The organism is Clostridium zhoujianii, assembly GCF_051590805.1.
Taxonomy (GTDB): domain Bacteria; phylum Bacillota; class Clostridia; order Clostridiales; family Clostridiaceae; genus Clostridium.
Genome location: NZ_JBPUTF010000001.1, coordinates 1,979,787 through 2,002,945, shown reverse-complemented (window position 1 = coordinate 2,002,945; position 23,159 = coordinate 1,979,787). Strand labels below are relative to the sequence as shown.

At 30.7% G+C, this 23,159-nt stretch carries 25 protein-coding genes, 1 tRNA gene and 1 other annotated feature (1 of these 27 only partly in view); of the genes, 17 read left to right on the top strand and 9 right to left on the bottom strand.

Features of this window, described 5'->3' with window-relative positions:
* Positions 1–45: 45 nt before the first annotated feature.
* Positions 46–294 (bottom strand): TIGR03905 family TSCPD domain-containing protein, encoded by a 249-nt coding sequence (locus ACSYT2_RS09435; protein ID WP_430855026.1) that lies wholly within the window; start codon positions 292–294, stop codon positions 46–48.
* A gap of 157 nt (positions 295–451) precedes the next feature.
* On the opposite strand from ACSYT2_RS09435, the gene ACSYT2_RS09430 reads away from it, so the two are divergent.
* Positions 452–1,342 (top strand): YncE family protein, encoded by an 891-nt coding sequence (locus ACSYT2_RS09430; protein ID WP_438384584.1) that lies wholly within the window; start codon positions 452–454, stop codon positions 1,340–1,342.
* On the opposite strand, the gene ACSYT2_RS09425 is transcribed toward ACSYT2_RS09430, so the two are convergent.
* The gene (locus ACSYT2_RS09425; RefSeq protein WP_430855024.1) at positions 1,323–1,859 is read right to left on the bottom strand and encodes a DUF4364 family protein; all 537 of its coding nucleotides are present in this window, start codon (positions 1,857–1,859) and stop codon (positions 1,323–1,325) included. The genes ACSYT2_RS09430 and ACSYT2_RS09425 overlap by 20 nt on opposite strands.
* 101 nt (positions 1,860–1,960) lie before the next feature.
* Between ACSYT2_RS09425 and ACSYT2_RS09420 the strand changes: the two genes are divergently transcribed.
* Positions 1,961–2,722 carry a polysaccharide deacetylase family protein gene (locus tag ACSYT2_RS09420; protein ID WP_438384583.1) on the top strand — a complete coding sequence of 254 codons (762 nt, stop codon included), beginning with the start codon at positions 1,961–1,963 and terminating at the stop codon, positions 2,720–2,722.
* Between the two features lie 109 nt (positions 2,723–2,831).
* On the top strand, positions 2,832–3,488 hold the full coding sequence (locus ACSYT2_RS09415) for a single-stranded DNA-binding protein (protein WP_430855022.1): 657 nt from the start codon (positions 2,832–2,834) through the stop codon (positions 3,486–3,488).
* 124 nt (positions 3,489–3,612) lie between these two features.
* Here the strand turns inward: ACSYT2_RS09415 and dapD are convergent, their stop codons facing one another.
* Positions 3,613–4,323, bottom strand: coding sequence for a 2,3,4,5-tetrahydropyridine-2,6-dicarboxylate N-acetyltransferase (dapD, locus tag ACSYT2_RS09410; protein ID WP_430855021.1), 711 nt, complete (start codon positions 4,321–4,323; stop codon positions 3,613–3,615).
* Between the two features lie 116 nt (positions 4,324–4,439).
* Here dapD and ACSYT2_RS09405 point away from each other — a divergent pair, with 116 nt between their 5' ends.
* Complete coding sequence (locus ACSYT2_RS09405; protein ID WP_430855020.1) at positions 4,440–4,955, top strand: cob(I)yrinic acid a,c-diamide adenosyltransferase; 516 nt, start codon at positions 4,440–4,442, stop codon at positions 4,953–4,955.
* An 84-nt stretch (positions 4,956–5,039) separates the two neighbouring features.
* On the opposite strand, the gene ACSYT2_RS09400 is transcribed toward ACSYT2_RS09405, so the two are convergent.
* From ACSYT2_RS09400 to ACSYT2_RS09385, 4 genes are all read right to left on the bottom strand, one after another.
* Positions 5,040–5,195, bottom strand: coding sequence for a hypothetical protein (locus ACSYT2_RS09400; protein ID WP_430855019.1), 156 nt, complete (start codon positions 5,193–5,195; stop codon positions 5,040–5,042).
* Positions 5,196–5,388: 193 nt separating this feature from the next.
* Positions 5,389–6,141: a 4-hydroxy-tetrahydrodipicolinate reductase gene (dapB, locus tag ACSYT2_RS09395; RefSeq protein ID WP_438384582.1), complete on the bottom strand. Its 753-nt coding sequence runs from the start codon at positions 6,139–6,141 to the stop codon at positions 5,389–5,391.
* Positions 6,142–6,151: 10 nt separating this feature from the next.
* Positions 6,152–7,030: a 4-hydroxy-tetrahydrodipicolinate synthase gene (gene dapA, locus ACSYT2_RS09390; protein ID WP_430855017.1), complete on the bottom strand. Its 879-nt coding sequence runs from the start codon at positions 7,028–7,030 to the stop codon at positions 6,152–6,154.
* A 16-nt stretch (positions 7,031–7,046) separates the two neighbouring features.
* Complete coding sequence (locus ACSYT2_RS09385; protein ID WP_438384581.1) at positions 7,047–8,036, bottom strand: aspartate-semialdehyde dehydrogenase; 990 nt, start codon at positions 8,034–8,036, stop codon at positions 7,047–7,049.
* Positions 8,037–8,263: 227 nt separating this feature from the next.
* On the opposite strand from ACSYT2_RS09385, the gene ACSYT2_RS09380 reads away from it, so the two are divergent.
* The 3 genes from ACSYT2_RS09380 to hslO all read left to right on the top strand — a co-directional run bounded on the left by ACSYT2_RS09380 (position 8,264) and on the right by hslO (position 10,214).
* Positions 8,264–8,515, top strand: coding sequence for an alpha/beta-type small acid-soluble spore protein (locus ACSYT2_RS09380; protein ID WP_430855015.1), 252 nt, complete (start codon positions 8,264–8,266; stop codon positions 8,513–8,515).
* 65 nt (positions 8,516–8,580) lie between these two features.
* Positions 8,581–9,327, top strand: coding sequence for a class I SAM-dependent DNA methyltransferase (locus ACSYT2_RS09375; RefSeq protein WP_430855014.1), 747 nt, complete (start codon positions 8,581–8,583; stop codon positions 9,325–9,327).
* A 2-nt stretch (positions 9,328–9,329) separates the two neighbouring features.
* Positions 9,330–10,214: an Hsp33 family molecular chaperone HslO gene (gene hslO, locus ACSYT2_RS09370; RefSeq protein ID WP_430855013.1), complete on the top strand. Its 885-nt coding sequence runs from the start codon at positions 9,330–9,332 to the stop codon at positions 10,212–10,214.
* 112 nt (positions 10,215–10,326) lie between these two features.
* Here hslO and ACSYT2_RS09365 read toward each other — a convergent pair.
* Positions 10,327–10,400 (bottom strand) — tRNA-Cys (locus tag ACSYT2_RS09365).
* Between the two features lie 209 nt (positions 10,401–10,609).
* Between ACSYT2_RS09365 and ACSYT2_RS09360 the strand changes: the two genes are divergently transcribed.
* From ACSYT2_RS09360 to ACSYT2_RS09320, 9 genes are all read left to right on the top strand, one after another.
* Positions 10,610–11,905, top strand: a complete 1,296-nt coding sequence (locus ACSYT2_RS09360; RefSeq protein WP_438384580.1) for a sensor histidine kinase — start codon at positions 10,610–10,612, stop codon at positions 11,903–11,905.
* A gap of 11 nt (positions 11,906–11,916) precedes the next feature.
* Positions 11,917–12,657 carry a LytR/AlgR family response regulator transcription factor gene (locus ACSYT2_RS09355; protein ID WP_430855011.1) on the top strand — a complete coding sequence of 247 codons (741 nt, stop codon included), beginning with the start codon at positions 11,917–11,919 and terminating at the stop codon, positions 12,655–12,657.
* A 451-nt stretch (positions 12,658–13,108) separates the two neighbouring features.
* The gene (locus tag ACSYT2_RS09350; protein ID WP_430855010.1) at positions 13,109–14,035 is read left to right on the top strand and encodes an ABC transporter permease; all 927 of its coding nucleotides are present in this window, start codon (positions 13,109–13,111) and stop codon (positions 14,033–14,035) included.
* Between the two features lie 12 nt (positions 14,036–14,047).
* Positions 14,048–14,992, top strand: a complete 945-nt coding sequence (locus ACSYT2_RS09345; protein ID WP_430855009.1) for an ABC transporter permease — start codon at positions 14,048–14,050, stop codon at positions 14,990–14,992.
* Positions 14,993–15,004: 12 nt separating this feature from the next.
* A complete protein-coding gene (locus tag ACSYT2_RS09340) occupies positions 15,005–16,012 on the top strand; it encodes an ABC transporter ATP-binding protein (RefSeq protein WP_430855008.1) in 1,008 nt (335 codons plus the stop codon).
* Entirely contained in the window at positions 16,012–16,992 is a 981-nt protein-coding gene (locus ACSYT2_RS09335; protein ID WP_430855007.1) for an ABC transporter ATP-binding protein, read from the top strand. Before ACSYT2_RS09340 ends, ACSYT2_RS09335 begins: the two co-directional genes overlap by 1 nt.
* Before the next feature lie 53 nt (positions 16,993–17,045).
* Complete coding sequence (locus tag ACSYT2_RS09330) at positions 17,046–18,698, top strand: peptide ABC transporter substrate-binding protein (RefSeq protein ID WP_430855006.1); 1,653 nt, start codon at positions 17,046–17,048, stop codon at positions 18,696–18,698.
* 282 nt (positions 18,699–18,980) lie between these two features.
* Entirely contained in the window at positions 18,981–20,483 is a 1,503-nt protein-coding gene (locus tag ACSYT2_RS09325) for a carboxypeptidase M32 (protein ID WP_430855005.1), read from the top strand.
* A gap of 106 nt (positions 20,484–20,589) precedes the next feature.
* A complete protein-coding gene (locus ACSYT2_RS09320; RefSeq protein ID WP_430855004.1) occupies positions 20,590–21,204 on the top strand; it encodes an HD domain-containing protein in 615 nt (204 codons plus the stop codon).
* Positions 21,205–21,296: 92 nt separating this feature from the next.
* Here the strand turns inward: ACSYT2_RS09320 and ACSYT2_RS09315 are convergent, their stop codons facing one another.
* The gene (locus ACSYT2_RS09315) at positions 21,297–21,998 is read right to left on the bottom strand and encodes a DUF6873 family GME fold protein (RefSeq protein ID WP_430855003.1); all 702 of its coding nucleotides are present in this window, start codon (positions 21,996–21,998) and stop codon (positions 21,297–21,299) included.
* A gap of 144 nt (positions 21,999–22,142) precedes the next feature.
* Between ACSYT2_RS09315 and ytxC the strand changes: the two genes are divergently transcribed.
* Positions 22,143–23,033 (top strand): putative sporulation protein YtxC, encoded by an 891-nt coding sequence (ytxC, locus tag ACSYT2_RS09310; RefSeq protein ID WP_430855002.1) that lies wholly within the window; start codon positions 22,143–22,145, stop codon positions 23,031–23,033.
* Between the two features lie 37 nt (positions 23,034–23,070).
* Positions 23,071–23,159, top strand: a sequence feature (ribosomal protein L20 leader region) (it continues 34 nt past the right edge of the window).

Below are 23,159 nucleotides of genomic sequence, written 5' to 3'. Positions count from 1 at the left end.
ATAATAGTTATAGTTATTTATACTGTTTAAAAGTTATGTACACTTTTAGTTATTAGCTTTCCATTCTTTTAGAGCCTTAGCAAGTTGGTCTGGGCATGATGTTCCCTTACTTTTGCAATCAATTCCTTCAAGTTTACCAATTGCGTCATCAACCTTCATACCAGCAACCAAGCTTGAGATAGCTTGTAGATTTCCAGAGCAACCTCTTACAAAGTCAACTTTCTTTATTACATCATTCTCTATTTCAAAGTTAATTTCAGTAGAGCATGTCCCCTTTGTTTTATAATTATTCATAATTATACCTCCTCTAAAGATGTCAGATTATCATATACATTATATATTGAATAGGGATATAAATAAAGGAAAAGATTATGACGAAAGTTGTCCCATTAACTCATATTGTACATACACTATAAGTACAGTAAGGTTTTCCTAAAGGAGGGTTGTTATAATGAAGTCAATAATTGTATGTAACACAGCTGGAGATACTATAAGTAAGGTTTCCTTAGATGATTACTCAGTTAAACATTTACCTTTAGATTTAGGAGAAAAGCCTGTTGGACCTCATGGGATATATTTTTACAAGGGTAACATTATTACTACTAATAACTATAGTAATAGTATATCTGTAGTTAGTCTTTCTAATTATAAAGAAACTAAGAATTTGTACGTAGGCGCACATCCTAATGACATTAAAATTTATGATGATAAAGGATATATTGCCTGTGGTGAGTCAAATTCATTACTAATAATGGATATGATTAATGAAAAAATAATTTTTGAAATTTCTTTAGAAGAATTTCCACATAGCGTAGCTATTGATGAGAAAGCAAAAAGAGTCTATGTTAGTAACATGGAAGGACATTCTGTTTCAATTGTGGATTCTATAAGTAATAAAGTAATAGAGAAAATAAAGGCACCAGAGTACCCAACAAAGATTTTACTTTCTAAAGATAATAAAATGCTGTACATCTGTGAGAGCTACTTAGGTTATGAAGTTGAAGGATATATTAATGTTATTTCAACAGAAAACTATAAAACAATAAGTCGGATAAAGGTAGGATTAACACCAGTAGATATGTGGGAAGAAGAGGGGAGATTATACATTACTAATTTTACTGAGGGTTCAATTAGTATAGTAGATATTAAATCTATGAAAGAATTAAAAAGAATGTTTTTAGGTGGAATGCCAAGGGGAGTAGTAAAATATAAAGATACTATTTTTATTGGTGATTATTTAAGTGGAAAAATTAAAGGATTAAATTTGAAAGAACAAAAAATAAAGACCATAGCAGTAGGCAAGGAGCCTAATGCCATGATCATTATTGAGGATTATCATTAAACAATAAACTAACTATTTTATTATAAATATCTGAAGGATTTTCCTGCCATTTACTACAAAGGGATATTGCTTGTTTCTTTGTAGGAACAGATATTTTCAAGTCCATTAAAGGTGATCCATCTTCAAGAGCTTTAAGATCTACTAAAAAACTATCATTTGCACCAATAGTGTAATCACTTTGAATAGTTAGTTCCTTTTTGATAAGCTCAATTTTTTCTTTTATGTAGCTATCAAGAATAGAAATTTTAGAAGGAGAAATTCTATCCTTAAAGAAGGAAAGAACATTTTCTCCTTTTTTTGTCATTGTTAAAAGTCTTTTTTCCTCTACTTCTTCGTAATATATAAATTCTGCTATCTCAAGCTCACTTATGTACTGTTGAAGTGTGAAATAATTAATTAAATTATTTTCAAGAACAATCTCTGTTAGCTGTGTATTTGATATAGGCCTTTTTAAAGCCTTTAGAATATACAATACCAAAAGTTTATTTTCAGCTAATTCTGCTGTATTTTCAAACATTCTTAAACCTCCATCTCCGGTGAAAGTATATGATTATTATATCATAAAAAAAGTATAAGTGAATATAAATTTATAGATAGTAATGATGGGAGTCTAAGGATGTGAGGTGGAACAGGATTAGAAAATTTTTATCTATAGGGTTGCTATTAAGCCTTATGGGAGGATCATTTATTTTTAGAGAGAACAATAGTGTTCTAACTATGAGTGAAGTTGTGGAAGTACCAATATTTTCAGTTGATAAGGAGGAAAAGGTATCAGCCTTAACTTTTGATATAAATTGGGCGGAAAATGATTACATCTACAGCATATTAGATACTCTGAACAAATATAATGTTAAGGGAACATTCTTTATTATGGGGGGGTGGGTAAACTATAGTGAAGATAATGTTACAAAACTAAAAGCTATTGATGAAAGGGGGAATGAAATAGGAAACCATAGCTATAAACACCCTAGTTTTAGCAGCATAGGAGAAGAAAGAATAAAAGAAGAGCTTAGAAAGACTGATGAAACTATTGAAAAGTACACAGGCAAAAAGCCAAGGCTGTTCAGGTTTCCTAGTGGAGATTATAATAAGCAATCATATAGAACAGTAAAGAGTGAAGGATATGTACCTATTCAATGGGATGTTGATTCTGTGGACTGGAAACAGCAAGGAGAAGAAATAGAGTACAATAGAATAAAGAAGAACATTAAACCAGGATCAATTTTACTTTTTCATAATAATGCAAAATATACTCCAAAAAATTTAGAGAGGTTACTTAAGGAACTGACAGATGAAGGGTATAAATTTGTGACAGTTAGTGAATTAATTTACCAAGAAGAAGGGTATATAGACCCAAATGGTGTACAACATAGAAAATAATTCTAATTTATATTGAAAATGGAGCATTTAATGTATTATAATGGAAATGTGTACTTGTGGGGACTTCTTTATTTTAATTAAATTATTACTAAGGGAGAGAGGGGTTACAATGGATAATTTAATGTTAAATAACAAGATATACCTTGAAGGTAAGGTAGCATCGGAATTAGAGTTTAGTCATGAAATGTATGGTGAAGGATTTTATAGCTTCAATTTAGAGGTTATGAGATTAAGTGATTCAGTTGATTTTTTAAATATTACTGTGTCAGAAAGATTATTAAGTGAGTTAGATCTAGCTATTGGTAAAGATATAATAGTTGATGGTCAACTAAGGTCTTATAATAAGTTTATGGATGGGTCAAATAAATTAATATTGACTGTTTTTGCAAGAAACATTGAACCATGTATTGAAAGAAGTAAGAATCCAAATGAAATATATTTAGATGGATTCATATGTAAGGAGCCAGTATATAGAACAACTCCTTTTGGAAGAGAGATCGCAGATGTATTATTAGCTGTTAACAGAGCTTACAATAAATCAGATTATATTCCAACTATTGCATGGGGAAGAAACTCTAGATTTTGCCAAACTTTAAGTGTAGGGGATAATATAAGGGTATGGGGTAGATTACAAAGTAGAGAATACCAAAAGAAGGTATCTGATACGGAAGTAATTAAAAAAGTAGCTTATGAAGTTTCTATTTCTAAAATGGAAAAGGTAAATAAAGAAGAGACTGCATCTCATGATGAGGAAGGCGCAGTATAAAATATATCCTATATAAAACAGTATAAGATGAAGTAGTAAAAACCACACAAGAATAAACTTCTAAAGAGGCGGCCAGTAAAAGGCTGCCTCTTAAAATTATGGGCCAAAATATATGTTTTATGTACTACTTTCTTAAATCATCTAATAATTCTGTTTTATTCTTAGTTTGTTCATCTACCGCTTTAATTATTTTTGCAGGAACACCAGCAACTACCATACCTTTTGGAACATCCTTAGTAACTATAGATCCAGCAGCAACAACAGAGCCCTCACCAATCTTGACACCTTCAAGAATTACTGCATTAGCACCAATCATTACATTATCACCTATTTCACAAGGGGATAAGCTAGGAGGTTCTAATACACCAGCAATTACTGCACCTGCACCAATATGAACTCCTTTCCCAATTCGCCCCCTAGCTCCAATAACCGCATTCATATCTATCATAGTGCCTTCACCAATTTCAGCACCTATATTAATGATAGCTCCCATCATAATTACAGCATTTCTACCTATTTTAACCAAACTACGAATAATAGCTCCTGGTTCTATCCGAGCATCAATTTCTAAAAAATCTAACATAGGAACAGCGGAATTTCGTCTATCATTTTCAATTCTAAAGTGCTTTATTAGGTGTTTGTTATTAAGAATTATCTCTGTAATGATGTCACATTCTCCTATCAAAATATAGAAAGAATCAGATCCATACCATTCAGTACTACTTAAATTAGCTTCACTTAAATCCCCATTAATGTATACTTTTATAGGTGTAGATTTTTTAGATTCTTTTATAAATCTTGCTAATTCATAAGGGTCAGAAAGATTATAATCCATATTAATTACCTCTTAAAATTAATTTTACAATTATAATTATTATTAAAAGAAAGAAATTTTGCAGAAAATTTTATAAAAGTAGTATATACTATAAAATATATGAAAGGAGTGTACATATGATACAAATATATACTGGAGATGGAAAAGGAAAGACTACTGCAGCCATAGGACAGGGCATTAGAGCCGCTGGTAATGATTTAGAGGTATATATGGTTCAATTTTTAAAAGGTGGTGTCACAGGGGAACTAGAGACAGTTAAAAAGATACCTAATTTTAAAATATTTAGATTTGAAAAACCAAAGGATTTTGTTTGGAATCTAAAACCAGAAGAAATTGAGGAACTAAAAAAAGAAATAAAAGAAGCATATAAATTTATTATAGAAACCATTGAGACAAAGAAATGTGATGTACTTATTATAGATGAGATAATGGGTGTTCTTTCTAATGGATTTTTGACTAAAGAAGAGGCATGTCATATTCTTGATATAAATAAGGAGAATATAGAGATTATAATGACAGGAAGAAATGTACCAGAATATCTGGTTGAGAGGGCAGATCTTGTTACAGAGATGAAAATGATTAAACATTATTATGAAAAAGGTGTACCTGCTAGAAAAGGAATAGAATTTTAGTATAGATAATATAAAGAAAAAGGATAAGAAGAGTTGGAAGGAAACAATTATTCCTAAAAAATCTTTCTTATCCTTTTTTATCTTTTAATTTATATGATCACTTTGGAATCCTTCTCTTTTTACAGAGTGCTTCTTTTGAGTTCTATTATGGTTTTTACCTTCTTCACTTGTTATAGGTGTCTGATAATTACATTTATCCATTCTAGCTTGCTTGTTATCAGGTTGACTATCCTTTGGCATTACAGCACATCCTTTCTAAATTTATAATCTTCTAAAATAGTATTTACAGATGGAGAAAAATAAATTCTTTTTTAATCTCTTTGATTAACCTTGATAAAATAATTATTTATAAAAGGTATCCATATTTCAATAAGAATTATAATTTTGTAGCGAATAAAAAAACTGATGCAATTGCATCAGTTTTTTAGTTAGATTAAAAGCCAATAACATCATCCATATTGTATAATCCAGGCTTATTTACCTTACTCATATATTCACAAGCTTTAAGAGCTCCAACAGCAAATACCTCTCTTGATATTGCCTTGTGGGTAAGTTCAATTACTTCACCAGTTCCAGCGAAGATTACATCATGATCTCCAACTATAGAACCACCTCTTACAGCATGAATACCTATTTCATTTTCTTCTCTTTTAGAATTTCCTTCTCTGCCATAAACATATTCAGTTTTGTCAGTTAGAGAGTCCCTAATAGTATCAGCTAAAAGTAGAGCAGTGCCACTTGGCGCATCTACTTTTTGATTATGATGCTTCTCAACTATTTCTATATCATAGTTTCCATAAAGTAATGGAGCTACTTTTTTTAGAAGTGAGTTGATTAGGTTAATACCTAAAGACATATTAGCTGATTTGAATAGTGGAAGAGTTTTACTCTTTTCTTCTAATAAAGCTAAGTCTTCAGGAGAAAATCCTGTAGAACATATAACTAAAGGCTTTTTAGTCTTTTCAGTTAAGGCTAAAAGACTACCTAAAGCTTCAGCTCTAGAGAAATCTAAAAGTACATCATAATCTATATTTACCTCTTTTGTATTACTGAAAATAGGAAAATCTAATTCAGCAGGAAATTTATCAATTCCAGCTACTATTTCTAGATTTGGAAATTGAGCAGAAGCTTCAACCACCATTTTTCCCATTTTTCCAGAGCAACCATTTAAAATAACTTTAATCATAAGTCTCTCCTTAAATTAATTTATAATCCTCTAAAGTTGACTTTAGTAAAGCTTCGTTCTTAGGTTCCATATCAAATAGTGGAAGCCTAAGTGGACCAACTTCTTTGCCCATCAGATTAAGAGCAACTTTAACAGGAATAGGATTGGTTTCTATAAATAAAGTATTAGATAATCTTAAGTTATCTAATTGAAGATTAAGAGCTTCTTGTACATTGCCTTCAAGATAAGCTTTAGCCATCCTATGAACTTTGTTTGGGATAATATTAGCTAGTACAGAGATAACACCTTTACCACCTAGTGACATTATAGGAACAATTTGATCATCATTCCCAGAGTAAATATCTAAATTATCACCACAAAGAGCTTTAATTTGTGCTATTTGGCTTATATTGCCACTAGCTTCTTTGACAGCTACTACATTTGAAAGTTTTGATAGCTCTATTAGGTCATTTGGTGTAATGTTAACCCCAGTTCGTCCTGGAACATTATATAGAATTATAGGTGTATTAACTGAATCATTTATTGTTTCAAAATGTTTAATTAATCCCCTAGAATTAGTTTTGTTATAATATGGTGTAATAACAAGTAGCCCATCAACACCAACACTTTCAGCAAATTTAGACATTTCTATAGCAGCTTCAGTGTTATTGGAGCCAGTACCTGCTATAACAGGAATTCTCTTATTAATAACATCTACAGTAAATTTAATAGTTTCCTTTTTTTCTGCATCTGTCATAGTAGTAGCTTCACCTGTAGTTCCACATATCACTATAGCATCTGTACCTTCTTTAACATGCCATTCTAATAATTCTTTTAGCTTTTCATAATTTACCCCATTTTCTGAAAAAGGAGTAACTATAGCTACACCAGACCCTTCAAATATTGACATTTGAAATCCTCCATTCTTACTTGGTTTGTATCATCAATTCTGCAATTTGAACTGCATTTAAAGCAGCACCTTTTCTTATATTATCAGCTACAACCCATAGATTTAAACCATTATCTACACTATAATCTCTTCTGATTCTTCCAACGAAAACTTCATCTTTACCAGACATTTCTAGTGGAGTTGGGTATTTTAGCTCCTTTATATTATCATATACAACAACGCCAGCAGTGTTGCTTAATAAATCAAAGATGTCAGACACTTCAAATTTATTATTTAATTCAAGATTTATACTTTCACTATGCCCATTAAGAACTGCAACTCTTGCTGTAGTAGCAGTGATTTTCAAAGTGTCATCATGAAGTATTTTTCTAGTTTCTTCAATCATTTTCATTTCTTCTTTTGTGTATCCATTTTCTAGAAATACATCTATATGAGGAAGTACATTATCTGCTATAGGAAGTGGGAACTTTTTAGGTGATACACCTTTATAGCCCTCTTCTAAATCACTTATTCCCTGTACACCAGCACCAGATACTGCTTGGTAAGTAGAGTAGATTACTCTCTTTAACCCATATTTATCTTTAATAGCCTTAAGTACAGGCATAGCTTGTATTGTTGAGCAGTTTGGATTAGCAATTATTCCATTATGCCATTTAATATCCTCAGGATTAACTTCAGGTACTACTAAAGGTACCTTTGGGTCCATTCTCCAAGCACTACTATTATCTATAACAACAGCACCTGTTTTTGCGAACTTTGGTGCATATTCTAAGCTAATATCACCACCAGCTGAAAATAATGCAAAATCAAGTTCCTTATTATTAATATTTTCTTCGCAAGTATCTTCTACTAAAATTTCTTTACCTCTAAAATTTAATGTAGTACCTGCCGATCTTTTTGATGCAAAAAGATATAAATTTTTTACTGGAAAGTTTCTTTCAGTTAATATTTCTAAGAATTTTCTACCAACATTTCCAGTAGCCCCAACTATTGCAACATTGTACAATTGAATCCCTCCTAAACTTTTTAGACATATATTAAAGGATATACTTATTCAGTATTCTGTGTAATATGTCTTATATGTAATTATCATATACAACTAATATAGATAAATCTAAAGGAAATATCAAGGGTTATGGAAAAATTAGTGAAAAAAATTTCTTATTTACAGAATAGAATAAATAAACTTTTTTAGGGGAAAATATATGAGAAGGAAAATAGGGAGGGAAAATTGTGAGTAATACGCCACTTAAGAAAATTATAAAAGCAAAGATTAAAGGAAATAAGGAGCTCACAAAAGAGGAGATTTTAAGAGAAAAAATAAAGTATGAAATTGCAGATGAGCTTGGATTAAAAGATAAAGTTGACGAATTAGGATGGGGAGGACTTACAGCAGAAGAGACAGGGAGAATCGGTGGAATAATGACAAAAAGAAAAAAAGATCTTCATATTCCAACCAATAAAGAAATACTTGGTAGGAAATAAATTGACTAATAGATAGATTAGCCTTAATATATTTGTAGTAATTATAAAACTACTGGGGGAAGATTATGGCCTACGGAGAATTTGCAAAAATTTATGATGAACTTATTTATGAAGATATAAACTATGATAATATGGCAGAAAGATTAAAGCTACTTATAGATAAGTATAATCCTGAGGGTGAAGATTATCTTGACTTAGCATGTGGGACAGGTAATGTAGCTATTAGAATGGCAAAATACTTTAAAAGTACATATGCAGTAGATTTATCTGAGGACATGTTAAGAGAAGCTTATGATAAGTTTAGAAAAGAGAGAATGAAGTGTAAAATCATTTGCCAAGATATGACCGAGTTAGCTTTGAATCATAGCTTTGATGTGATAACTTGTGTTTTGGATTCTACAAACTATATATTAGAGGATGAAGATCTAGAAAGATATTTTAGAAGTGTATATAATCATTTAAGGGATGGGGGACTCTTCTTATTTGATATAAATTCATTTTATAAATTAACTAATATATTAGGAAATAATATCTTTACATATAGTGAAGAAGATGTATTTTACAGTTGGGAAAATGTGCTAGAAGATAATGTTGTAAATATGTTTTTAACTTTCTTTGTTAAAGAAGGTGAGCTTTATGAAAGATTTGAGGAAGAGCATTTTGAAAGGGCTTATTCTGAAGAAGAAATAGAAAAAGTTTTAGATAAATGTGGATTTTCTCTTTTAGGTAAGTATAATGGATACAATGACGAAGAAGTACAGCAAGATAGTGAAAGAATTCTATATGTTGTAGGTAAGAATATGGAGGTATAAAAATGAAGGATAAGATAGTAAGAGGAACGGCTAAAGGTGGTATGATTAGGGTTATAGGAGCTATAACAACTGAGATGGTTAATGATGGTACTAGTGTTCATGAATGTACACCTGTAGCTTCAGCAGCCCTTGGAAGAATGCTAACTATGGGAGCACTAATGGGAACTACATTAAAATCAGAGAAAGAAGTTGTTACTTTAAAAATAAATGGTGGAGGGGTAGCAAAAGGTGTTACAGTTACAGCACATTCAGATTCAACTGTAAAAGGATATATAGGTAATCCCTATATAGATCTTCCTCTTAATGAGCAAGGTAAACTTGATGTTGGTGGAGCAATAGGAACAGATGGTATACTGTATGTAATAAAAGACCTAGGAATGAAGGATCCATACGTAGGACAAGTGCCTATACACTCTGGAGAAATAGCAGAAGATTTTACATATTACTATACTATTTCAGAGCAAACACCTTCAGCAGTATCTTTAGGAGTTCTAGTGGATAAAGATTTATCAATTAAAGCAGCAGGTGGATTTATAATTCAAATGATGCCTGATGCAGATCCACTATTAGCAGATTTATTAATGTATAGATTAGAAGAAGTTCCTTCAATAACATCTATGATATCTGAAGGTAAGACTATAGAGGAAATACTAGAATTTATATTCGATGGAATGGATCTTAATATACTTGATTCGGTTGAGCCAAAGTATGTATGCGATTGTTCAAGAGAAAGAATAGAAAGAGCGCTTATAAGTATTGGAGAAAAGGACTTACAAGAGATATATAATGACGGTAAAGAAGAAGAACTAGTATGTCATTTCTGTAATAAAAAGTATAAATTCAGTAATGATGAAATTGGAGATTTATTAGAAAAAGCTAAAAAATAGTAAAAGCAATGAAGTAATAAATAAATAAATAAATAAATAAATAAATAAATAAATAAATAATGTTGCTGCGAAGCAGAGAAAAAGCCTATCTAGGAAGATAGGCTTTTTTATTTGGAGGCGCTGCCCAGATTTGAACTGGGGATAAAGGTTTTGCAGACCTCTGCCTTACCACTTGGCTACAACGCCTTGTTATATAGTTTATATTATGCATAAAGGGGCGGATTGATACTAAAATTATTAAATTATTATACAAGAAGAAATGAAAATTAATTTGCTTAAAATAAAAAAAAGTAAAAACATATTATAAATGAGAAAAAACAAGAAAAACATGATAAATGTGGTAGAATAGAGGGGAAATTGTCTATTTATTTATTTATTTATTTATGAGGTGAAATATGATTAAAGAAATTATAGGAGGCATATTTAGTGTTATTCAAATATTTATATGCTTGAAAGTATTGGGGATTGCTAAATTAGAGTCAAAAAATATAATTTGGAAATTCAGTCTTATAGCAGCAACAACAATTAGTTTTGGCTTAATATTTAGGCCATTAGTTATTATAAGTTTAGTAATAGAATGCATAATATTTTTGATTAGTGAAAAAAACGAAATATTTAAAAGTATTATAGCTACATTAATATCTATCATAATTGCTATTATTCTTGAGATGAGTGTGTATCCAATTATTATAATAATTACTGGAGGAAAATTAAGCGATTTAGCAACAATTGTATGTGTTGGAGGATTATCCTCCATTTTGACCTATATTATTTGTAAGATGATAAGAGAGAAAGTCTTAGTAAATTATATCAATAGGTTTAAAGGGATCATAGAAGTAAAGGGGACATACGCTAATGTGAGTAACGCATTTCTTATTTTACTAATATTCACAGTTAATACATATTTCATTAGCAACTCTACTGAGGATAAAGGTCTCTATATATTTTCTATTGTAGTATCAGTGATATATAGTATTGTTATTATATATTTGGGGGTATATTCTTTTAAGGGTATGAAAAACCAAGTGGAGGAAAGTGCAAGGAAAAGGCAGATAGAAGATTTAACTGAATATAATAGAAATCTTGAAGAGATGTATAATGATATGAGAAAGTTTCGTCATGATTATATTAATATATTATCATCTATGGTTGGATATATGGAAGATGAAGATATGGATGGATTAAAAAAGTATTTTAATAAAAACATACTTCCATTAGGTACTGAGATGGGGAAAAATAATTTAAGTATAGGGTTATTACATAATATAAAGATTAAAGAGATTAAAGGTATTATTTTAACTAAGATATTAAAAGCACAGGAACTAGGAGTAGAAGTAATTATTGATATAGGTGAGGAAATAGAAGAGGCCAATATAGATATGATTGATTTATGTAAAGCTCTTGGTATATTAATGGACAATGCAATAGAGGCAGCAGCTAGATGTGAAGAGGGAAAAATAAAAATAGGTTTTGTTAAGAATAAGGGAACTATCTATATTATAGTAATAAACTCAATTGCAGATATTGTAGCACCTATCTATAAAATTTATGAAAAAGGTTTTTCTACAAAAGGAAAAAGTAGAGGATTAGGATTAAGTAATTTGAAAGAAATAGTTACTAAGTATCCAAATGTCTCTTTAGATACAGTTATAGAAGAAAAAGAATTTCATCAGATTCTTGAGTTATCGTAGCGAGGAGAATTATGTTAAAGATTTATATAATAGAAGATGACAACAGACAAAGAGAAGAGCTAACAAAATATATAAATGATACTATAGAAGAAGAAGGACTAGATTTAGAGATTGCATTAAGTACCGTTGACCCTAAAGAATTATTATGTAGTGTAGAGGACGATGGAAAAACAGGAATATACTTCATAGATTTAGATTTAGGTATGGATATCCATGGTATAGAATTGGCAGAGCTTATAAGAAAGTATGATAAGAATGGTTTTATAATATTTGTTACTGGGCATGGAGAGTTAAGTTTCCTTACTATAAAATATAAAGTAGGGGCCATGGAGTATATACAAAAGGGAAATATTGAAGTAAAAAATAGAAAAATAAGAGAGTGTTTAATCAAGATAAATGATAAACAAAATTGTAAGAAAGATATGGATATAATTAGCATTAAATCTAGAGAGAAGGTTATAGAGTTTGATAGGAAGAATATAATGTTCTTTGAAGAATCAAGTAATCCCAATAAGGTTATTGCCCATGCTATGAATAGACAGATGGAATTTTTTGGAACATTAAAAGATATTGATAAAGAAGTATCAGGTGATTTTTTAAGGTTGAACAAATCAGCTATAGTAAATATTAATAATATAAAAGATATTAATAAAATAAAAAAAACTATAGTAATGAGGAATGGGGAAATAATACTGCTAGGTTTTATAGGATTCAGTAAAGCCTACAAGATATTAAGAAAAAGAGAATTATAGTTATAAATTAATAATATAGATAGTGTAAAAGCTTATGTGGTTTGTTAAATAAATTACATAAGCTTTTTCTTCTAACATACATAAATTCAATTATTTAGCATAAATACTAAATAATGATTGAAAAACTGTTAAAAAGGTATTATATTAACATAAATGAAGTAAATTTAGTAATTCTTTAATTTTTTATGATAAAAACTATAAAAAACAAATTTATACATAGAAAGAAAAACGTGAATAAATAGCCAAAACTACTGTAAAAATAGGGTTTAAGAAGGTACTGCGTAAAATATGTGAAATTACCAAATTCGTAAAAATAATTAGGGAATTAATATTGAATATATAGAATTATGTTGAAAAAATACATAAAATCATTTGACAAAAAAGACTATGGATATATAATTGTTAATAAATACAGGTGTACTCGTACGGTGTAAAGAAGGAGAGATGGAAGATGTTTCGGTATATTTTAAAGAGAGTTCTTACTGGATTAATAACAATATGGGCAATAATTAGTATTACATTCTTCTTAGTAAGATTGATGCCAGGAGGCCCATTTGATGGAGAAAAAATTAATCCGCAAGTAAAGGCTAATATAGAAGCTAAATATGGATTGGACAAGCCTTTAGGGACGCAATACGTTATGTATTGGAAGAACTTAGTGAAGGGTGATTTGGGAGAATCCATGTTATTTAGAGGTAGACAAGTATCTGATACAATAAGCAAGTCATTTCCTAATTCAGCTAAATTAGGAGTTGTGTCTATATTAGTATCATTATTAGTGGGAGTAGGACTTGGAATTATTTCAGCCCTAAAGTCAGGTAAATGGCCAGATAGAGTTTGTATGTTTATAGCAACACTAGGAATAACGATACCTAGCTTTGTTATTAGTGCATTATTGATTTATGTATTTGCAAGTAAACTTGGAATATTCCCAACAACAGGATTTTCAAGTTTGAAGCATATGGTTATGCCAGTTATAGCTTTAAGTGCCAGTTCAACAGCCTTTATCACAAGACTTACACGAAGTAAACTTATAGATGTTCTGAAGTCAGATTATATAAGAACAGCAAAGGCAAAAGGATTAAATAAGAAAACAGTTGTAGTAAAGCATGCTTTGAGGAATTCCTTAATACCTGTTATTACCTATGTGGGACCATTAATAGCTAGTATACTAACTGGAAGTTTCATAATTGAGAGTATATTTGCTATACCTGGTTTAGGTAGTGAGTTCGTATCTACTATAGTTGGTAGAGATTACTCTGCTTTACTTGGAGTTCTTGTATTCTATAGTACATTGATTGTTATATCAAATTTAGTAGTAGATATTCTATATGTGATTATAGATCCAAGAATAAAATTAGAAAATGTAGAAGTATAGGGAGAGTATGTTATGGAAAATTACAATGATTTAGATAAAAGCTTGTTTGTTCCCCTAACTGAGGAAGAAAAGAATTTTGAACAAGTGGTAAGACCAAGTGTTGGCTATTGGAAGGATGCTTGGAGAAGATTAAGGAGCAATAAGGTAGCATTAATATCTTTAATAGTGATAATAGTAACTGTTATATTTGCTTTCTTTGGACCAATGGTTTCAAAGTATACATTTGATGGAACTAACATGGCAAATACTAATGCAGCACCAGGAGGAGCAAACTTACTTGGTACTGATGCAATAGGTAGAGATTTACTAGTAAGAATAATGTACGGAGCTAGATACTCTCTAATAATTGGGATAGCTGCTGCAATGATAAACTTATTTATAGGTGTATTATATGGTGGTATAGCTGGATTCATAGGTGGTAAAGTAGACACAGTTATGATGAGAATAGTTGATGTATTATATTCAATCCCAACTATTATTTATGTAATTTTATTAATGGCAGTTTTCCAAAATGCAGGAGTTGGAGGAAGTGGACTAGGTACAATAATTTTAGCACTGTCTATCTCCTACTGGGTTAATATGGCTAGAATTGTAAGAGGAGATATTCTTCAATTAAAGCAACAGGATTTTGTGTTAGCTGCAAAGGCTTTGGGTGCATCAAAGACTAGAATACTAATAAGACACTTAATACCAAATTGTATAGGGTCAATATTAGTTACATTAACACTTCTAATTCCACAAGCAATATTTACAGAGGCATTTTTAAGCTACTTAGGACTTGGAATTAATGCACCACTTGCATCATTAGGAACATTATGTAATGACGCAATGAAGGCAATTTATGTACATCCATATCAATTATTCTTCCCAGCAGCAATGATATGTATAATAATACTTGCATTTAATCTGCTTGGAGATGGATTAACAGATGCCTTAGATCCAAAGCAACAAAGATAGGGGGAGAAAGTGATGGAGAAATTATTAGAAGTTAAGGGCCTTAAAACATCCTTTGATACCCATATAGGTGAGGTTCAAGCAGTTAGAGGAACTAATATATATTTAAATAAAGGTGAAGCAATTGGAATTGTTGGAGAGTCAGGATGCGGTAAGTCTGTAAGTATGATGAGTATTATGGGACTACTTTCTGATAATGGGAAAATTGTAGATGGGGAAATTATTTTTAATGGTAAAAATATTTCAAATGCAACAGAAAAAGAGATGGAACAAATAAGAGGAAATAAGATAGGGATGATATTCCAAGATCCTATGACTTCATTAAATCCAGTTTTAACTGTTGGAAAGCAATTAACTGAACACTTAATTAAACATAAGGGTTTAACTAAGAAGGAAGCTAATGCAGAAGCAGTAAAAATGCTTGAATTGGTAGGTATACCAAGCCCAGCAAAGAGATTAACTCAATATCCACATGAATTTTCAGGTGGTATGAGACAAAGAGTTATGATAGCAATGAGTTTAATATGTAAGCCAGAGCTTATAATAGCTGATGAGCCTACTACAGCACTAGATGTTACTATTCAAGCTCAGATAATGGATCTAATGAAGGACCTTAAAGACAAGATGAATACAGCTATTATACTTATAACACATGATTTAGGAGTAGTTGCAGATCTTTGTACTAGAATCTATGTTATGTATGGTGGATTAATAGTGGAAGAGGGAACTGATGAAGATATCTTCTATAGAGGACAGCATCCATATACATGGGGATTATTAAAATCAGTGCCAAATCCTAAGAGTAATGAACGTGAGAAATTAATACCAATAGATGGGCAACCACCAGATTTATTTAAGCCACCAGCAGGGTGTCCATTTGCAGAAAGATGTGATCATGCAATGAAGATTTGTATTGAAAAGCAACCACCATTATTTGAATTAGGTGGAGCTCATAAGGCAGCATGTTGGTTATGTCATGAGAATGCACCAAAGGTTGAAGGACCAGCAAGGAGGGAAGAATAATGCAAAATAATGATAATCAAGTTGTATTAGAGATTAAAAATTTGTGCAAGTACTTCCCTACAAACAAAGGATTATTTGCAAGCAAAAGTTATGTAAAGGCATTAGATAATGTTTCATTTACAATAAACAAGGGTGAAACTTTAGGCTTAGTTGGGGAATCAGGTTGTGGTAAGACTACAACTGGAAGAACTATATTAAAATTATATGAGCCAACATCTGGGGAGATAATATTCCAAGGTCAAGATATTACAAAGCTTTCTGAGAAGGAGATGGTTCCTTTAAGAAGAAGGATGCAGATGATATTCCAAGATCCTTATGCATCATTAAATCCAAGAATGACAGTTGGAGACATAATAGGAGAAGCCATTGACATTCATGGATTGCATAAAGGCGAAGCAAGAGAGAAGAGAATTAGATATCTACTTGATAAGGTAGGTCTTAATGGATCTCATATAAATAGATATGCCCATGAATTCTCAGGTGGTCAAAGACAAAGAATAGGTATAGCTAGGGCACTTGCTGTTGAGCCAGATTTAATTGTTTGTGATGAACCAATTTCTGCACTTGATGTTTCTATCCAAGCACAGGTTATTAATATGCTTGAAGAGCTTCAAGAGGAGTTAGGTTTAACATATTTATTTATTGCTCATGACCTATCTATGGTAAAACACATATCAACACATATTGGGGTAATGTACTTAGGAAAGCTTGTAGAAAAGGGTTTAAGTAATGATGTTTATTCAGAACCTAAACATCCATATACTCAAGCACTATTATCAGCAGTACCAATACCAGATCCAAAGATTGCAAAATCAAATAAAAGAATATTATTAGAAGGTGACATTCCATCACCAATAGATCCACCTCCAGGATGCAGATTTAAGGGTAGATGCAAGTATGCAAAGCCTATCTGTGGGGAGCAAGATCCAGAAATGAAGGAAGTAGAGCCAGGCCATTTCGTGGCATGTCATTTATACTAGTTTATTATTTGCAATAAGCAAATTTTAATAAATATATTAAGGGGGATTAAATTATGAGAACAAGTAAAATTAAAAAGCTATGTGCTTTGGCTTTAACAGTAGCTTTAGGTATGACGACACTAGCTGCATGCGGTGGAAGTGATGCTACAGCTAAAAACGAATTAGTTTACAATTTAGGAACTGAAACCAAAACAGTAGACCCAGCATTAAATAATGCTGTAGATGGGTTTATTGTAATTGGAAATGCCTTTGAGGGATTATATAAGACAGATGGAGATAATAAGGCTGTACCAGGTGTGGCAAAGTCAGTTGATATTTCTGAGGATGGATTAACTTATACATTCCATTTAAGAGATGATGCTAAGTGGTCAGATGGAAAAGCAGTTACAGCAAAAGACTTTGATTATGCTTGGAAGAGAGCATTAGATCCTAAAACTGCAGCTGAATATGCATTCCAATTATACTACATTAAGGGTGCAGAAGAGTATAACTCAGGAAAAGGTAAAGTTGAGGATTTAGGACTTAAGGTTATAGATGATACTACATTTGAAGTAACTTTAGTTAAGCCAACTACTTATTTCTTATCTTTAACAGCATTCCCAACACTAATGCCAGTTAGAGAAGATGTAGTTTCTGCAGATCCAGATGGATGGACTCTTGATGCAAAAACATATATAACTAATGGACCTTTCAAGTTAGAAGAGTACAATATGAAAGATTCATATGTATTTGCTAAAAATGAGCATTATTATGGAAAAGATGAAGTTAAGCTTGAAAAATTAACATTTAAAATGATTACTGATCCTACATCAGGATATGCATCTGTTAAGAATGGTGAAATTGACGGATCAGATGTTGTACCTGTAGTAGAATTAGAACAAGGTAAAAAAGATGGACTTGTTACAATATATCCTGAATTAGGTACTTATTTCTACGCTTTAAATGTTGGAAATAATGCAAATTCTAAAGAAGATGTTAAAAAAGCATTAGGAAATAAAGATGTTAGACATGCGCTTAATCTAGCTATCGATAGAGAGAGTATTGTAAACAATATTACAAAAGCAGGGCAAACTCCAGCATATTCATTTGTACCTAAGGGAATACCAGGTGCTGAAGAAGGTAAGGAATTTACAGATAAAGAGTACTGGAACCCATCTGATGTTGAAGGAAATAAAGCTAAAGCTAAGGAATTACTAGTTAAGGCTGGATATCCAAATGGAGAAGGACTTCCAACATTCAAGTTATCATTTAATACTGAAACAACAGAGCACAAATTAATAGCAGAAGCTATTCAACAAATGTGGGCTGAAATAGGAGTTAAGGTTGAATTACAAAATGCTGAGTGGAAAGTATTCCAAACTCAAAGAAAGAGTGGAGACTATGATATAGCAAGACATGGTTGGGTTGGAGACTACATTGATCCAATGACATTCTTAGATATGTGGATGACAGGTTTAGGTAACAATGATTCTAAGTTTGCTAGTGCAGAGTATGATCAATTAATCAGAAAAGCAATGGATGAAAGAGACGCTGCTAAGAGAGTTGAATACTTAAGACAAGCAGAAGATATCTTAATGGAAGAAATGCCAATATTACCAATTTACTATAACACAAGACCAAGAGCATTTGATCCAAAGGTTAAAGACGTAAGAGTATCACCACTTGGAGCAGTATACTTTGATAAAGCATATATTGCAGCTGAATAATTGCAATTTCAAGAGCTACAGATTTTCTGTAGCTCTTTTTATGCTACATTATATATTGGTGAAAGAAAAAGTATTGTTTTTAGATGTAAAAGTAACAGAATTTTAAAGGCAAGGATATAATGGCCTTATAAATAGATAGCTTTAAAGTACTATTTTAATTTTTATCATGATATCAGTAGTATATTCTTATGATGATATTTAAATAAGATAGGGATATAGGAGGTTTTATATAAAGGACAATGCTAGAGTTATGAAGAAGTAGTTAAGTGAGGTGTTTATATTATGAACAAAGAAATTGTAGATAGAATCAAAGAAGTAAAGGAGTATATAAGTAAAGTAGAAGAGTTAGAGAAGCTACTAGCTATTGCTTACTGGGACATGAAAGTATGTATGCCAAGTAAGGCAACAGAAGAGAGAGCAAATACCTTAGGATTTATATCAGGTGAAATATTTAGTTTAATTACAAGCGATAAGGTAAAATCATTTATTGAATATTTTGATCCTTTAACTAAGGAATTAAATACTGTTGATAAGGCTATGATTAGAACTTTGAAGAAAAAATATGGAGAAATAAAGAACATTCCGGAGGAGAGATATAAGGAATACTCTATTGCAACTTCTTTAAGCGAGGCAGCTTGGGAAGAAGCTAGAGAAAAAAATGATTTTGAAATATTTGAACCTCATTTAAAGAAAATTGTGGAGTTTCAGAGGGAGTTTGCAGAATACTATGGATACGAGGAAAATAAATATGACGCCCTTCTTGCACAGTATGAGGAAGGAATTACTGTTAAGAAGTTAGATAAAATATTTGGTGAATTAAAGGAAGGGATATTAAATATATTAGACTATATTAAAGCTAGTGGAAAAAAGATTGATAAAAGTTTCTTATATAATAAGTTTGATATAGAAAGTCAAAAGGAAGTTAGTCTTTTTTTATTAAATAAGATTAAATTTGATATGAATTCAGGAAGATTAGATGAAACAACTCATCCTTTCACAACTAATTTTGGAAATAAGGATGTTAGAATAACTACCCATTATTATGAGGAGGATATACTCTCTAATATATATAGTGTAATTCATGAAGGTGGGCATGGACTTTATGAACAACATATTTCAGATGACTTAATTGGAACAGGACTTGCTATGGGTGCATCTATGGGGATACATGAATCTCAATCTAGATTCTATGAGAATATGATAGGAAGAAGCAAGGAGTTTTTAGGAGTAATTCTTAAATACTTAAAGGAGAAGTTTGAAGGATTAGAAGATATAAATTTAGAAGAATTTTATGAAGCAGTAAATTATGTTGAACCTTCTTTGATAAGAATAGAAGCAGACGAGTTAACTTATAGTCTTCATATAATTATTAGGTATGAAATTGAAAAAGCATTAATTAATGGGGAAATTGAAGTTAGTGATTTACCAAAGGTTTGGAATGAAAAATATGTAGAGTATTTAGGAGTAGAGCCTAAAAGTTATAAAGAAGGTATATTGCAAGACATGCATTGGTCTGCAGGTGACTTCGGATATTTCCCAAGTTATGCTTTAGGTAATATATATGGTGGGCAGTTCTTAAATAAAATTCTTGAGGAAAATAAGAATGCAATAAGTAATTTGGTAAATGGAGATACTAGTTATATCGGTGAATGGTTAAAAAAGAATATTCATCAGTATGGAGCTATGTATAGACCAGCAGAGTTAATTAAGAAGGTTACAGGTGAAGAAATAACAACAAAATATTTTTTGGATTACCTAGAAGAAAAATATAAGAAGATATATTAGAAGGTTATAATAAAACTCTATCATTAATAATTAGTGATAGAGTTTTTTTGTTAAAGTAAAGTTTTTAGGTAATACTAAAATTATTAAATTTTTTGTAGGTGATAAAATGAATATAAAAGAACTGTTTTTGGAAGTTGAAGATCATTTATTAAAGGATGAAAAGCCATCAGTATATTTAAATGAGGCAAAAAATAAAGGTTTATTTGATGCTGTTCCATTTTTATGGCTTAAAAATCTAGAGAAGGTTGATCAGTCACCTAAGCATCACCCAGAAGGAAATGTATGGATTCATACTATGATGGTAGTTGATAAGGGGGCTAAGGAAAGAAAAGATTCAAGAGATAAAAGAGCCCTAATGTGGGCATTGTTATTACATGACATAGGTAAGGCGAAAACTACTAAATTGAGAAAGGGCAGATTAACCTCCTACGACCACGATAAAGTAGGGGAGGAAGAGGGAAGAAAATTCTTAAAGTTTTTTATTGATGATAATAATTTTATAGATAAGGTAGTAAAACTTATAAGATATCATATGCATTTATTATTCATTTCTAAGAATATGCCTTATGGGGATATTGAAGGCATGAAGAAGGAAGCGGATTTACATGAGCTAGCAATTGTATTTGCAAGTGATCGGCTTGGGAGAGGGGGAATAGACAAAAAAGAAAAAGAGGAAGTTGAAATGGAAATTACAAAATTCAAGTATAAATATAATAAATAGTTTTATTGAATAATTTAAATTACCATGACGTAAAAGTTTAAATTTATAAAAAAGAAACATTTTTATAAATCATACGTAATATATATGGAAATCTAAATGCAAAAAAGGCTTCCTCGATCTATTAGCTTTCCTTTCTTTAGAGATATAGGTTCAACATCGTATTTATATAGGAAATCATAAATAGCTTCTCCATGTATATAATGTTGTAACTCACCAAAAAGCCCTAATTTATTGTTGGATATCATGCCTCCAGTTCCACCTATAAAACCATAGTTTAAAGAGGGTAAAAGAATATCGCCAGGAGGAAGAAGTAGCACATCGAAGGTACTGTTATATAAGCTGTCATAGATTCCGCTATCATTAGTAATAAGTGCATTATTTCTAATTGGCAATACAGAGCATTTTGTATAACCTTGATTGACATGAATAATAGTTTTATCCTTCTGAGTTTCAAGAAAATTCTCATCTGTATAATTTATATTATGGATGAAGTGATTATCAAGAACAAGTCCATTCAAGATAATATCATTGGGATAATTGTTGCCTAGGGGTTCTTTAGAAAAAATATAGTTAATATTCTTTGCTACCAATTGATCAATAAAATTTTTATCTATATTTTTCTGAATAATTACGATTCTTTTTTTATAATCAACAATATTTAATTGAATATCTACATGACCGTCAATAGCTTTATATACAGAAGAAGTCTTAGGAATTATTATAGGTTCTAAATTAAGTTTAATTAAATTATTAAGTTCCTCAGTAGTGGTTCTATAATCAACAAAACAATGCATGGTAATCTCCTTTAAAATAAATATCATTAAAGATAAAGTACTATTTAATAATAAAAAAAGCAATAGGTACAAGGGATAAAAAATAAATTCTGTATATAGCTGAAATTTTAATACATACTATTACTAGGAAGGGAGTGAAAACCCATGCTTGTACTGAAATTAGCTTATTCAGGAGAATTAGATTTTGTTGAGGAGTTACAAGAACTTAAAGAACTGTTAAAGAGAAAGAACATAATCATAGGAATTGTTGAAAGCTTAGAAGGTAAGACCCATGTAATAAAGGTTATGTGTGATGATAAGAGTTATAGTGAAAAAGTATGTAATATGATAGACTTATATATAAGTAATATTTTATATAAAGTAGTTATTAGTAAATATAAAGAAAAGGAAATGTTTGAATTTTTAACAGGCACATATTTCTTTTTAAAGCAAGATGAGATATTGGAAATAGAAGAAAATCTTATGAAGGTCTTAACCTTAGAAGCGGGAGCAGATGAAGATATATTTGTATATTGCTCTAATAAAGTAAACTCAATTATTGAAAAGATAAAAGATTGTATTGAGGAGAATAAAGAGATAAATATCAATGGATTTATAACCTTTCGAATGAGGGAGCTTAGAGAGGACATAGAGAGTATAATTGATAAAGTAGTAGAGAAATATATGGTAGAGAAAGAATATAAGGAATTTATTAGACTATTAAAATATTTTGTTGATATTCAAGAAAGTAAAATAGAGGAAGTAAACCTTATAGTACAATCAGCAGGTGGATATACCATTACAGATGGGCATGGAGTAGATATATTTAACTTATTTCTAAATGAATTATCTGATTGTAAACTTGGGGTTGATGCAAATATAGAAGATATATTAATTAGTGGTCTTATAACTAGCGCACCTAATCGGATTATAATTCACAAAAAAGATGAATGTGCAAATAAAGAATTTATTGATACAATAGTAAATGTATTTGGAAGTAGGGTTATATTTTGTGAAGGTTGTGAATTATGTCTTTCAACAAAAATAAACAAATAAAATGTTGACAATAAAAAAGAATAATGATAAAATAGTCTTTGTTAAGAAGGAACAGCCGTTTCTCACCTTACAGCACCAATTGGTAGCTAGTATGGTTATTTATCTCGATTATTTTGAAGATAATAT

Coding starts and splice junctions, on each gene's coding strand:
- ACSYT2_RS09435 (WP_430855026.1), bottom strand. CDS start 294: ATGAATAATTATAAAACAAAGGGGACATGCTCTACTGAAATTAACTTT.
- ACSYT2_RS09430 (WP_438384584.1), top strand. CDS start 452: ATGAAGTCAATAATTGTATGTAACACAGCTGGAGATACTATAAGTAAG.
- ACSYT2_RS09425 (WP_430855024.1), bottom strand. CDS start 1,859: ATGTTTGAAAATACAGCAGAATTAGCTGAAAATAAACTTTTGGTATTG.
- ACSYT2_RS09415 (WP_430855022.1), top strand. CDS start 2,832: ATGGATAATTTAATGTTAAATAACAAGATATACCTTGAAGGTAAGGTA.
- dapD (WP_430855021.1), bottom strand. CDS start 4,323: ATGGATTATAATCTTTCTGACCCTTATGAATTAGCAAGATTTATAAAA.
- ACSYT2_RS09405 (WP_430855020.1), top strand. CDS start 4,440: ATGATACAAATATATACTGGAGATGGAAAAGGAAAGACTACTGCAGCC.
- ACSYT2_RS09400 (WP_430855019.1), bottom strand. CDS start 5,195: ATGCCAAAGGATAGTCAACCTGATAACAAGCAAGCTAGAATGGATAAA.
- dapB (WP_438384582.1), bottom strand. CDS start 6,141: ATGATTAAAGTTATTTTAAATGGTTGCTCTGGAAAAATGGGAAAAATG.
- dapA (WP_430855017.1), bottom strand. CDS start 7,030: ATGTCAATATTTGAAGGGTCTGGTGTAGCTATAGTTACTCCTTTTTCA.
- ACSYT2_RS09375 (WP_430855014.1), top strand. CDS start 8,581: ATGGCCTACGGAGAATTTGCAAAAATTTATGATGAACTTATTTATGAA.
- hslO (WP_430855013.1), top strand. CDS start 9,330: ATGAAGGATAAGATAGTAAGAGGAACGGCTAAAGGTGGTATGATTAGG.
- ACSYT2_RS09360 (WP_438384580.1), top strand. CDS start 10,610: ATGATTAAAGAAATTATAGGAGGCATATTTAGTGTTATTCAAATATTT.
- ACSYT2_RS09355 (WP_430855011.1), top strand. CDS start 11,917: ATGTTAAAGATTTATATAATAGAAGATGACAACAGACAAAGAGAAGAG.
- ACSYT2_RS09350 (WP_430855010.1), top strand. CDS start 13,109: ATGTTTCGGTATATTTTAAAGAGAGTTCTTACTGGATTAATAACAATA.
- ACSYT2_RS09345 (WP_430855009.1), top strand. CDS start 14,048: ATGGAAAATTACAATGATTTAGATAAAAGCTTGTTTGTTCCCCTAACT.
- ACSYT2_RS09340 (WP_430855008.1), top strand. CDS start 15,005: ATGGAGAAATTATTAGAAGTTAAGGGCCTTAAAACATCCTTTGATACC.
- ACSYT2_RS09335 (WP_430855007.1), top strand. CDS start 16,012: ATGCAAAATAATGATAATCAAGTTGTATTAGAGATTAAAAATTTGTGC.
- ACSYT2_RS09330 (WP_430855006.1), top strand. CDS start 17,046: ATGAGAACAAGTAAAATTAAAAAGCTATGTGCTTTGGCTTTAACAGTA.
- ACSYT2_RS09325 (WP_430855005.1), top strand. CDS start 18,981: ATGAACAAAGAAATTGTAGATAGAATCAAAGAAGTAAAGGAGTATATA.
- ACSYT2_RS09320 (WP_430855004.1), top strand. CDS start 20,590: ATGAATATAAAAGAACTGTTTTTGGAAGTTGAAGATCATTTATTAAAG.
- ACSYT2_RS09315 (WP_430855003.1), bottom strand. CDS start 21,998: ATGCATTGTTTTGTTGATTATAGAACCACTACTGAGGAACTTAATAAT.
- ytxC (WP_430855002.1), top strand. CDS start 22,143: ATGCTTGTACTGAAATTAGCTTATTCAGGAGAATTAGATTTTGTTGAG.